This is a genomic window from Andreprevotia lacus DSM 23236 (assembly GCF_900176275.1).
GTDB classification, from domain to species: domain Bacteria; phylum Pseudomonadota; class Gammaproteobacteria; order Burkholderiales; family Chitinibacteraceae; genus Andreprevotia; species Andreprevotia lacus.
The window spans coordinates 1-11,962 of sequence record NZ_FWXD01000027.1 but is presented as its reverse complement, the minus strand read 5'-3'; the positions used below and the strand labels follow the sequence as shown (position 1 = coordinate 11,962).

Sequence of the window (11,962 nt, the reverse complement as noted above, 5' to 3'; positions counted from 1 at the left end):
CAGCCCAAACGCCACCGCGCCCACCCGAATACAGAAGCATGCAGGCACAATTGATGAAAGCAACCCTCCCACACCGCAGCCCGAACGTACCGCAAACCCGGCTGCGCACCGTCGTCGCCAGCCTGCTGGCGATCAGCATGCTGGGCGGGTGTGCAAGCCAGAACCAGTGGCTGGACAACGCCTTTCCCGAACTGCCGCCGCGCGAGCGCCCCGAGGTGACCGGCGCCCCGGACCAGAAGCAACAGACTGACCCGAACGCCAACCGCTTCTACCAGACCCCGACCGTGCCCACCCGCAAGGCGCCGCCGCTAGCGGTCTCGCCGGCCTATACCGAGCAGAACGTTGCCGGCAAGGAATCAGCCGTTGCCTTCAACAGCATGCCGCTGCCGCAGTTCATTGATTCGGTCTTTGGCGTCATCCTGAAAAAGACCATCAACATCGACCCGGTGGTGGCACAACGCCGTGACCTGGTCAGCATGAAAACCGGCAAGCCGCTGAACAATGCGGAACTCTACACCGCTGCCAAGACAGTGCTGCGCTCTTACGGCATCGTGGTGCAGGAATTGCCGGGCCTGACCCGCTTCGTCCCGGACGCCGCCGATACCAGCTCGCTACCGGAAATCCGCCGCGGCCGCGCCCTGCCGGAAGTACCAGAGACGTTGCGCCCCTTGTTCTACCTGGCAGAGCTGGAAAACACCCACATTTCAAATGCCAGCAACTGGCTGCGCACCGCGTTCAAGGACAAACTAAACCTGCAGGAAGACCCGACGCGCAACGCGTTGCTGCTGGGCGGCACACCCCAGACCGTTTCCGCTGCACTGCAGGCACTTCAAGTTCTCGATCAGCCCATGATGCGCGGCAAACAAAGCGTGCGCATCACACCCGTTTACTGGACTGCTGATGAACTTTCCAAGCGACTGAACGACATCCTGAATGCTGAGGGCTACTACAACTCAACCACCGCAAGTGGCAGCGCACCCGTGGTACTGGTGCCCATTCCAGCCATCAACTCGGTGCTGGTATTTGCGGCCAGCCAAGCCACCCTCGACCATACGTTGAAATGGGCCGAAGAGCTGGACCAACCCTCTCAGGCCAATAGCGGCAACTACTTCATCTACCCGGTACGCAATGCCGATGCTACAGACATTGCGGCAACACTGTCGCAAGTGATGAATGGTGGCCAACAAGCCGCAACAACCACTACCACCAGCGGCAACGCCTCTAGCGCCACGACCAAAGCGTCACCGCGCATCGTGGTCAACAAGGCCACCAACAGCCTGATCTTCCAGTCTACCGCCAGCGAATACCAACAGTGGTTCGGCCTGATCAAGGAACTGGACCGCCCCGCCAAGAGTGCACTGGTTACCGTTTCGGTTGCCGAAGTTCGCCTGCAGGATGGCGAGCAACTGGGCTTTGAATGGCTGATCAAGAATATCAAGCTGGGTGGACTGACCGGCAATATCGGCACAGCAGGGGCATTTGCCACCAAGGGCATCGGCGGCCTTTCACTCACCCTGGGCGAAAGCACCTCTCCTGCGGTCATCCTGAATGCGCTGGCAACCGCCACCAAAGCGCGCGTGCTATCCAACCCGACCATCCTCACCCGTAGCGGCGAAGAAGCCACCATTACCGTCGGCCAGGAAGTCCCCACCATCACCAGCCAGCAATCGAATGCCGATAGCGGCAGCTCGACCGGTGGCGTATTGCAAACCATTCAATACCGCAACACCGGCGTCATCCTCAAGGTCAAGCCGGTCGTCCATGCCGGCGGACGGATTGATCTGAACGTCAGCCAGGAAGTCAGCACTGTAGCGGAGGTTAAAGGCGGCACTGCGCTGGCCCCCACCATTTCAACCCGCAAAGTAGATACCAAACTCACCGTACTGGACGGCAATACCGTCGTGCTGGGCGGCCTGATGTCTGATAACCGCAACAATACCAATTCCGGCGTTCCATATGCCAAAGACATTCCCGGCCTCGGACTGCTGTTCAAAAGCGACAGCAAATCAACCGACCGTACCGAACTGATCGTGCTGATTACTGCGTATTCAATCGAAGACGATTTCGATACCCAATCGATTTCCGATGCTTTCCGCAATCGCTTCCCATGGTCGGGCAGCTTGTTCCGCGAAGCACCCAAACGCAATGCCGGCGAGCAAAGCACGCCCAGCGAAAACACGCCATCGACCAGTGGCAACAAAGCCAGACCATACATACCGAAAACCAACACCAGCAACGATGCGGATGGCGGCCTCAGCACCCAGATCAGCGTGGAAGCGCCCAGCGTAAATAGTAACGCGAGCAATGCTGCAAGCAACACGCCGCAGGCATCGACAAGCCCCTCTCGGAATCAAACACAGGACGTGTCTGGTGACCCCAGCAAAGGCAAATCCGTCACTGACGAAGCACTGAAAAAGGAGTTGCTGGAAGCACTGAAAGGTAGCCTGAACAAGTAACCCAGCAGGCAGAGGTGTTGCAGCACAGCAACACCCATTGCCCAGCCGCTCGTGGCACCGTACCTGGCCTGCCACGCCAAGCCGCCCAAACCCTGGCGCGAAGCACACACACTAAGTCCCTGTTTCTGCTAAAAGAATAAGCGCACACTAATATTGATATGCTGCATGGGGACCCCCCCCCTTGCTCAGCCCTATCCATGCTGCATGTGAATGCAGTCACATGCCCTCAGCACCGCGCTACCCTGTGCAAAGTTTAGTTTGGCAGTAACGGCAGAGGTGAATTAATCTCAATGTCAGCGGCTTTGTCGTGTCGGGCAGAGCGGGCAATGCCGGGTCAGTGGCTTGCCTCGCGCCTACTATCAAAGTGGCTGGCGCACTGCACGCCGCTGCGAGGAAATGACAGTTTGGCGTTAGCCAAACCCCTTAAATCCTAGCGTTGCCCGGCAAACAAGTTGCATTGGACCAATCCGTGCAGTTAATATTGCATCGCCGAATTAGCTAGGCGGCATGCGCACAAACCTGCTCAGGTTGGCATGCATTCGAATGCATTAAGTTTGAGGACTAAGCAAACCATGAACCAAAAGCTGATTTCCCGCCTCGTCGTAGGCGCGCTGGCTACCATCGCTGCAGCTAGCAGCTTCGCCGGCCAAATCCAGTCGTCGTCGCTGTCGATCGCTCGTGAAGTCATCACGACAGACACCCAAGCCGTAAACGCACCGACGATTACCTACCGTTTTTCTGGTGACGTAAACGCAACTTCGCAAGCTCAGACCTTCCAGATCCAGTTTGTTCTGGGCGGCGGTGCCAAGTGGGCAACCGCAGGTAACAGCGCAGCAAATACCCTTGCTTCCCCGGCCGTTCCTGATTCGAACATCGTAATCGTTCCGCAAGCAGGTGCTAATGCTGGTCAACAGCTGGTCGCCGCGGATTACTCGGTTGACGCTCTGGCCCTGAGCGCAGACAAGACCACTCTGTACGCAACAATCACGATCAAGGCAGGCCGCAACATTGGTCAGCCGCAGATTTCCCTGGCTGTTGCTGCGGGCACGAAGCCGACTGTGAACAACCTGTACACAGTCGTACAAGCGGTCACCGAGTGCGATACTTCGGTCAAGACTCTTCCGGTCAGCGTCAAGCACTACACTGCCCTGACCTCGCCGGCGTCGCTGGCAACCGACAGCAACGCAACACCTGACGAACACGTTCGTTCGGGCGCGACCAACACCGCAACCCTGGTTACATTCCCGACCAACATCTTGGTACAAGTGACCAAGTCGGTTGGCAATGCCAAGCTGGATATTTCTGGCGGCAACGTGGGTTTCTCGGGTTCGGGCGCAAGCGTGGCCCCGGATGCAAATAACCAGTATCAATCGTACATCAGCGCCACAAAGGTCAACCTTGGCTATGTTTCGCTGAAGCAGAATGCGAATGGTAATGATAGCGACGTATCCACACCGTACCTGATTTCGGACGCTGGCGCTCCTGCCCCGGGCATTTTGGCTGGCGCGACTGCCGTACAAAACACCGGTAAGGTCGAAGTCAAGCAATTCGACATCAAGGTTTCGGCATCGCAAGGCTTTGTGGTTGGCGGTTCGCTGTTCCTGTCTTCGGACCTCTCCAGCTGCGCGGCTGCTGTCCCCAACTCGACAGTCGCTATCACCTCGAGCAACGCAGCAGGCCCGATCACACTGACTCTTGATACGGCTAACGTAGCGGGTGCATTGAGCCACGCATTGAACGCTCCGGATCACCCGGTCGCCACCGTGGGTAACAACCCGGTACACGTTTGCTACAGCGTGCCGGGTAACGTGATCATTCCGGGCAGTTCGTTCAATATTGACGCTGCGACTCTGGTCAAGGCTGCTGCGGGTACCGACCTGAATGAGCAGAACAACTTCTGCAAGGGCCCGCTGTACGCCCTGTCCGGCTCGTTGAAGATCGACGTTCGCAACTACGCATCCAACGCCCGCAAGGACGGCTGGCTGTCGGTGCTGCGCCTGATCAACAACAGCGAAACACGCACTGTTGACGTATACGGTCAGTACATCCTGGCTACCGGCCTGTATGGCAAGTGGGGCAAGGTTGCAACACTGGCTCCGCGCGCTGTGGTTAACCTGACCCCGGACGTGGTGGACAGCAAGCTGACCAGCCTGCCGGCTCACCCGACTGCTGCCAACAACGACGCTACCGGCATCCCGTCGAACGCTGGCGATGCTCCGCGTCTGCGTATCACTTCGGACAACGGCGACACCCTGCGCGTACAGAACTACCTGTACAACCCGGCTTCGCAGAACTTCATCGAAGCTTCGGGCAGCCAAGGCGTTGACTTCACTGGCACCACCAACCGCGCTCCGGCTTCGGAAGGTCAGTACCAAGATCAAGACGCTCAAGTTGGTCTGAACGGCGGCAACTAAGCCCTTCGCACCAAACTGAGTTGTTGCAGGTCAAACCGGGAGGGCAACCTCCCGGTTTTTTTGTATCTACATTTCAATGGTGGCCTCCAATGTTTGCCCTCCAAACCAAGATCCCCGCTTTCCTCATTCTTGTTAGTGGTGCATGCGCCCTTGCTGCGCCCACAGGGAATGAAAAGCCGCAGACCAAGACTTATGGTGCTTACACGCTTGAAGCAGCCGGTAAAACGAGTGACCCCAGCGGCTATGCCAAGCTTGGCAGTGCCGAACTAACCTCTCCCAAAAGCACGTGGCTGAAAATCGGCCAAGTCGATGCTGAACGCAAGCGCATTGCGGACGGTGCAACGCAGACCGAAATATCCGCACTAATCAGCACCGCGCGCGATGGTTTTTACATCAAAACCGCGCTGCGCCTCGATTGCACCACCGAAAACGCCAAATGGCTGCACAATGCCGAAGTGATCCAGCTTGAAAGCAGTGAACTCAAGCACGTCGCCGATATCAAACCCTCGCAATATCTGGGCATTCCGCACGAGGAAGATATCGATGGCTTTACTGCTGAAATCCCGTTCAAGCCGACTGACTGGGCCGCGCACATCCACAAGCTGCTGTGCAGCAAGGACGCCGACCAGGCTGGCAAAGCAGCCAAAAAATAGCAGCGCCCCCCTCGCCGGCTGCAGCAATGCAGCCGCCGATGGCTTTTCCACTGGCCGCTGGGCAAGGCTGGCAACATGAGTAATGCTACAATCGCGGCCATGGCTTCCAACCCCAGCACCAACCTAGAAATGCAACCTGCAGCCCGCCTGGGCGAATTGCTCATCAGTCGCCAAGCGCTTGATCAATCCGCCCTGGACAAAGCCCTCGCCCTGCAGCGCGACAGCGCCGGCGATCGTCTTGGTGCGATCCTGATCCGGCTGGGGCTGATCTCGGAATTCACCTTGCTTGAGGTGCTCAGCGCGCAGCTGGGCTTTCCGGTATTCGATGCTGCCAGCCACCCCGAGGCTGCGCAGGGCATGCAGGTGCTCCATTCCGCGCAGCGCATCAGTCGCGCTTTGGCGCTGCGCTTTGCCTTCCTCGTCCTGCCGCGCGATGGGCGGAAACCGCTGGTCATCAGCCGTGATCCGCTCGATTCCGGTCTGCAGGAATACCTGTTCAGCCATTTGCTGGATGGCCAGGGCTGCGATTGGGCGCTGATTGCCCAGCGTGACTTCGAGCGTCTGCTGGGTGAGGTGTATCGCGACGGCCAGGAAAACCGCAGCGGTGATCAGGATCTGCGCCGGCTGGCGGAAGATGCGCCGGTGGTGGAACTGGTCAACGGCGTGCTGGCCCGCGCGACCGACAAGGCCGCCTCGGACATCCACATCGAGCCGCTTGAATACGGCTTTGTCGTGCGCTACCGCGTGGACGGCGTGCTGCAGGCTACCGAACACTACCCGCGCGACCGCTTCGATGCCGTCGTCAGCCGCATCAAGCTGGTATCCGGCCTGGATATCGCCGAACGCCGCTTGCCGCAGGATGGCCGCTTTTCCAGCCGCTCAGCCGGTGTGGAAACCGATATCCGCGTGTCGGTGATTCCCTCGGTGCGTGGCGAATCGCTGGTGATGCGTCTGCTGCCGGTGTCACAGAACAAACGCTTCTCGCTGGATATCCTCGGCTTCGAACAAGACCATCTGGCCATGTTCCAGAGCTGGATGACCATGCCGGACGGCATCATCCTCGTTACCGGCCCGACCGGCTCGGGCAAGAGCACCACACTGTATGCGGCACTGTCGGCGTGCGACCGCGAGCGCGAGCGCATCCTCACCGTCGAAGACCCGGTCGAATACAAGATCGATGGCGTGACGCAGTTCCAGGCCAACAGCGAAATCGGCTTTACCTTTCCGGCCGCGCTGCGCTCCATCCTGCGTCATGACCCGGACACCATCATGATTGGTGAAATTCGTGACGTCGAAACCGCGCGCATCGCGGTGCAATCGTCGCTCACCGGCCACCGCGTGCTGTCCACCCTGCACACCAATGACAGCGCCACCGCCTTTCTGCGCCTGACCGATCTGGGCGTCGAGCAATTCCTCGTCGGCGCTACGGTACGCGGTGTGATTGCGCAGCGTCTGGTGCGCAAGCTGTGTACCCACTGCAGCCAGCCGCTGGACGTCAGCAACATCCTGCCGGATTACGCTGCCAAGGCGCTCGACAAGCTCAAGGTGCCGCGCAGCGAATGGCGCTTCCGCAAGCCGGTCGGCTGCACGGCGTGTTCGGATACCGGCTATCGCGGCCGTAGCGCCATCTACGAGCTGTTGCCCGCCTCGGACCGCATCCGTGCCGTGCTCAGCCAGCCATCGCCGTCACACTACGATCTGGTACGTGCGCTCAACGATGATTTCCGCTTCCTCTACGAAGACGGCCTGATCAAGGCTGCGCGCGGGCTGACCAGCCTGGAAGAAGTCTTTGCCGTAGCCGGCTCTGCCGTATCGCAACGCGGGGCCGAAGCATGATGCGGCAACGGAGAGGCTGAGCAATGCCGGAATACAGTTTTCGTGCCGCAGCGGCAGATGGCCGCGTAGAAACAGGCCAGGTAAATGCGGAATCCGCCGACGACGCCATGCGCCAGCTGGAAGACCGGCTGCTGCTGGTATTCGAGCTCAAGGAGGCAGGCGCCCAGCCCGTCCGCCGCAGTCGTGGCAAGGTTGGTCACGCCGATCTGGTGGTGCTGATCCGCGAGTTGTCCACCCTGGCCAATGCCGGCATCAGCCTTGCAGAAGCGCTGGAAACGCTGAAGGACGCCAGCCGCGATACGCCGCTGCAAGTACCGCTGGGCCGCATGCTCACAGCCATCCACGCCGGCGAAGGTTTCTCCACCGCCTTGGGCAAGACCGGTCTGGCGCTGCCGGAATACGTGTTTGCCATGGTGCGCGCCGGCGAGGCCACCAGCAACCTGGGGCTGGCGCTCAATCGCGCCGCAGACCAGATGGAATTCGACGCCAAGATGCGCTCGCAAACGCGCGAGGCACTGGTCTACCCCATCATCCTGGTCAGCACCGGCTCCATCGCCATCCTGTTCATTTTTTCTTTCGTCGTACCCCGTTTCGCCGGCCTGCTCAAGGGTAGAATCCAGAATCTGCCGTGGATTTCGGAAGTGGTGCTGCGTACCGGCATGTTTTTCAATGCCCATTTTGTCGAGGCCATCGTCGCACTGGTCGCACTCGTGGTCGGCATCGTGGCGGCATCGCGCAACGATGCGCTGCGTTTGCGCATCATCGAAGGTGCGGCGCGCTTGCCCATCATCGGCGAATGGATCAATAGCGGCGAAACCGCGCGCTGGACCAACGGCCTGGCGATGTTGCTGCAAAGCCGCGTCGCCATCCTGGGTGCACTTGAGCTGGCCGCCGGTTCGGTGCGCTTGCGCCAGACGGCAGCGCGCTTGGAAGACGTGCGCACGCAGGTCAATCGCGGCCGCAAGCTGTCGCAAGCGATCGAGCACCAGCAATTGCTGGAACCTACATCGCTTTCCATGGTCCGTGTGGGTGAGCAATCGGGTGAGCTGGGGCCGATGCTGCAACACGTGGCCCACTACTGGAGCGACAAGAACCAGTCGCTGCAGCGGCGCGTGGTGTCGCTGATCGAGCCGGCCAGCATCCTGATCCTGGGCGTGGTAATTGGTTTTGTCATGGTCGGCGTGGTGCTGGCGATGACGAGTTTGACAGAGGTTAAGTTCTGATGAAATACGCAAGCGTCCGGGCCCTACATGCCCGCGCACACCGCCAAGGCGGTTTTACCCTGTTGGAAATGCTGGTGGTACTGGTCATCATCGGCATGCTGGTCGGCCTGGTCGGCCCGAAGTTGTTTGCGCGTGTCGACACCGCCAAGGTGCAAACCGCGGCCACACAGGTCAAGCAACTGCGCGGCGCGCTGGAAACCATGCGCCTTGATATCGGCACCTACCCGACGCCAGAGCAAGGCCTGCGCATGCTGGTGACCCGCCCCAGCGATGAAAAGCTGGCCAAACGCTGGAAAGGCCCGTATCTGGAAGACGAGCTACCGGATGACCCTTGGAACAACCCCTACCAATACGTAGTACCGGGCCCGAATGGCCACCCGTTCGGCATCTATTCCTTCGGCGCCGATGGCAAGCCGGGTGGCGAGGGCAATGATGCCGATGTTGGCATGTTGCCCAAGAACAGCAACGGCACCACCACCAGCGACGACCTGCAGCAGCAGGGCAAATAAGCAGCTTGGCCATGCGCAAGGCGGCAGGCTTCACGCTGCTTGAAATCATGGTCGTGCTGGCCCTGCTGGGCCTGCTGATCGGCCTGGTTGCCCCCAACTACGTCGGCCAGCTGGAACGATCCAGCCGGCGCTTTGCGCTGGACCAGTTCCAAGGCCAGCTCGCCCAGCTGCCGCGCTGGGCCCGGCTGTCGGGCGATGCCATCGTACTCGACAAACTCACCGAGCCGCGTACGGCAGGTGGTGAGGACATTCTGTCCTTGCCGGAGCACTGGCAAGCCAGCTTCACACCGCCGCTGCGTATTTCCGCCCAGCAGATGTGCTCGACCACCACCATAGACATCAGCGACGACAAAGGCGTAGCCGCCGCACGCTACCAGATCACCGGACCAGACTGCATGCCGGTCGAGAGCGATCTGTAATGCGCGTGCATCGCAACGGCTTCGTCATGCTTGAAGTGCTGGTGGCGCTGGTGCTGGTCACCTCGGTCGGTGTGGCCATCGTGCTGTGGGCCGAAAGCGGTCTGCACTCGGTGATGCGGCTGCGCAGCGAGTATGCGCGCATGGCAGCGATGCGTATGACACAGGACTTCATGCGCAGCCTGCCGGACGGCACTGCCGACAAGGGAGACCTTACTCTGGGCGAGCTCAAGATCAGCTGGCAGCGCAAAATGCTGTCCACCGCGCCACAAACCGGCTACCCGAGTGGCTATGGCGGCTACGATGCACGTTTGTACCAATACACCTACCAGGTACGTGACCCGGAGCAAGCAGATCAACAATGGTTTGAGGACAGCGCCATCGTCTTGCGCGGCTTCAAGGCGCGCAGCTTCAAGGCGCCTTTCTGATGCGGACGACGCTCACGCTGCGCCAGCAGGGCTTTACGCTGATCGAGGTTATGGTTGCGCTGGTGATGACCGCGCTGGTGATGACCTTGCTGATGGGCGCCTCATTCTATGTGCTGCAAATCCGCGAAAAACTGAGCACCGAAGTGATTTCCGGCGAGCAGAGCACACGCCAGCAACTGTGGTACCGGCAGATCATTGCCGGGCTGCAACCACTCAAGGCTGGCGTGCAGGAACACTTTGACGCAGATGAAACCGGCTTTCGGGCGCTCACGCTGCACCCGCTGAGCGCCTCAGCGGTCGACGCCCCTACCCAAGTCGAACTACGGCTGCAAAAACTGGATGATGGCGTCACTGTGCTCAACTACACCGGGCAGGACGGCAGCAAGCTAGAGCTGGCACGCTGGGCCGAAGGCACGGCCAGCTTCGAGTACTACAACCTGGCCGGCAAACCGCTAAGCAACTGGACCAGCCTCACCCAGCCGGACGAACACGTGCCACAGGCAATCGCACTCAAGGTCATGAGCGATAACAACACCCGCCAGGTGAGCTACTGGCTGGCCAGCGTCAGCAGCGATCCGTGGCGCGATGACAAAACGCCGCCCAGCTTCCTGATCGGCGCAGACAAGTTGGGGCCCTGACATGCGCCAGCGACACTCCGGCTACATTCTCGTCATGACCATCGCGGCGCTGGCCCTGCTGGCGCTGGTGGGCGCCTATGTGGGCCAACGCATTTCCACCGCACTGCATCTGGCCGTTGCCGAGCAAGACTTTGCCAGACAGGAAAAACAAGCGCGTGACGCCATTGCCCAGGCCGATTTTCTGCTCGCAACGACTCGACGCACTGCCATCGGGCTCGGCGGCAACGAAATCGCCATCCGGCTGGATGGCCGCTGGTATGACATGGGCAACGGCATGGCACTATCGCTGCAGGATGCACGCGGCCTGATCAACCTGCAGACAGCACCCCGCATGTGGCGCGAAGCCTTGCTGACCACGTATGGCATCAAGGCAGAAGCCAACGCCACCCTGCTCGACACGCTGGAAGACTACGTCGACGATGACGACCTGCGCCGCCTGCAAGGCGCCGAGAAGGGTGAATATCTCGCCAGGCACATGTTGCCGCCACGCAACCAGCCACTGGTCTCCACCACCGAATTGGCACGCGTCTACGGCTGGGGCGATGCTGCCGCATTGTGGAATGAAGAGGACCCCATCCTCAACCACGTAGTACTGGCGAGCAGCACCGGCGTCAACCCGGCAACGGCGACGTGGCGCACGCTGGTCGCGGCATTGGGCATGTCGAATGAAGAAGCACGCAACTTCATCCAGGCCCGCAAGGATCTGAGCACTGAAGGAATGCGCGTGTTGGCCAGCCCCTATGTGAAAGCGGTCGACATGCTGCAGACCCACAAAGCGGTGCTGTTCCCCTCCACCACGGTGGTCATCACCATCGCCGTACCCGACAGTCGCCGCGCCTGGCGCAGCACCATGACGATCACGCCGGATGGCGATACGCACGGCTGGCGCAGCAACGATCTGCAAGAATTCCGGCTGGCCAGTGCGGTCGAGCGCAAGGCATTGCTCAAAATGCCCAACGTATCGGCCTATCGCATCGATATCGAAGAAGAACTCAAGAAAGACCCGTTTGCCAGCTTTTGAGACAGCATGAAAAAGCCCGCATCGCGCGTAATGCCAGTCAGTTAAGCCTGACTGGCATTTTTGTTTGGGTATTTCGCCGAACGCCGTTTGACCACTCGAGGATAAGTCCGCCCCTCGCGCCGAGGCGGCAGCACGAATAACCGTGCCTGTTCAAAGAGCAATGCCAGTCGTTTAGGCAGGTTTCCAGCAGACTCCAAGGGCGCAAAGCGCAGTAGATCGATGATCGCCATCGCTGCAACATGAAAGCCGATTCGCTGCGGGGCCACCTGCAGCTGCTCCGCCATCAGACGCATCAGCCGTCGCAACAAGGTGTAGGCAATCAACACGCCCCACAACTCCTGACGCACCAAGGCCGGTTGCTTGCTGCG

10 protein-coding genes and 1 pseudogene are annotated in these 11,962 nt (G+C 60.1%); 10 read left to right on the top strand and 1 reads right to left on the bottom strand.

Going from position 1 to position 11,962, the window contains the following annotated elements; all coding sequences use genetic code 11:
- Window positions 1-53: 53 nt before the first annotated feature.
- The 10 genes from B9A19_RS17470 to B9A19_RS17425 all read left to right on the top strand — a co-directional run bounded on the left by B9A19_RS17470 (window position 54) and on the right by B9A19_RS17425 (window position 11,594).
- Window positions 54-2,456 (top strand): secretin GspD/PilQ domain-containing protein, encoded by a 2,403-nt coding sequence (locus B9A19_RS17470; protein WP_176217000.1) that lies wholly within the window; start codon window positions 54-56, stop codon window positions 2,454-2,456.
- A gap of 572 nt (window positions 2,457-3,028) precedes the next feature.
- Window positions 3,029-4,870, top strand: a complete 1,842-nt coding sequence (locus tag B9A19_RS17465; RefSeq protein WP_084092449.1) for a hypothetical protein — start codon at window positions 3,029-3,031, stop codon at window positions 4,868-4,870.
- An 89-nt stretch (window positions 4,871-4,959) separates the two neighbouring features.
- Window positions 4,960-5,523, top strand: coding sequence for a hypothetical protein (locus B9A19_RS17460; RefSeq protein ID WP_084092448.1), 564 nt, complete (start codon window positions 4,960-4,962; stop codon window positions 5,521-5,523).
- 75 nt (window positions 5,524-5,598) lie between these two features.
- The gene (locus B9A19_RS17455) at window positions 5,599-7,359 is read left to right on the top strand and encodes a GspE/PulE family protein (protein ID WP_217807106.1); all 1,761 of its coding nucleotides are present in this window, start codon (window positions 5,599-5,601) and stop codon (window positions 7,357-7,359) included.
- Window positions 7,360-7,382: 23 nt separating this feature from the next.
- A complete protein-coding gene (locus B9A19_RS17450) occupies window positions 7,383-8,582 on the top strand; it encodes a type II secretion system F family protein (protein WP_084092446.1) in 1,200 nt (399 codons plus the stop codon).
- Window positions 8,582-9,091, top strand: a complete 510-nt coding sequence (gspG, locus tag B9A19_RS17445) for a type II secretion system major pseudopilin GspG (protein WP_084092445.1) — start codon at window positions 8,582-8,584, stop codon at window positions 9,089-9,091. Before B9A19_RS17450 ends, gspG begins: the two co-directional genes overlap by 1 nt.
- Window positions 9,092-9,102: 11 nt before the next feature.
- On the top strand, window positions 9,103-9,510 hold the full coding sequence (locus tag B9A19_RS17440; RefSeq protein WP_084092444.1) for a prepilin-type N-terminal cleavage/methylation domain-containing protein: 408 nt from the start codon (window positions 9,103-9,105) through the stop codon (window positions 9,508-9,510).
- Entirely contained in the window at window positions 9,510-9,935 is a 426-nt protein-coding gene (locus tag B9A19_RS17435) for a hypothetical protein (RefSeq protein ID WP_084092443.1), read from the top strand. Before B9A19_RS17440 ends, B9A19_RS17435 begins: the two co-directional genes overlap by 1 nt.
- Window positions 9,935-10,573 carry a prepilin-type N-terminal cleavage/methylation domain-containing protein gene (locus B9A19_RS17430; protein ID WP_084092442.1) on the top strand — a complete coding sequence of 213 codons (639 nt, stop codon included), beginning with the start codon at window positions 9,935-9,937 and terminating at the stop codon, window positions 10,571-10,573. Before B9A19_RS17435 ends, B9A19_RS17430 begins: the two co-directional genes overlap by 1 nt.
- A gap of 1 nt (window position 10,574) precedes the next feature.
- A complete protein-coding gene (locus B9A19_RS17425) occupies window positions 10,575-11,594 on the top strand; it encodes a type II secretion system protein GspK (RefSeq protein WP_084092441.1) in 1,020 nt (339 codons plus the stop codon).
- Window positions 11,595-11,635: 41 nt separating this feature from the next.
- Here B9A19_RS17425 and B9A19_RS17420 read toward each other — a convergent pair.
- Window positions 11,636-11,962 (bottom strand): annotated as a pseudogene (locus B9A19_RS17420) (IS4 family transposase); the annotation flags it as partial.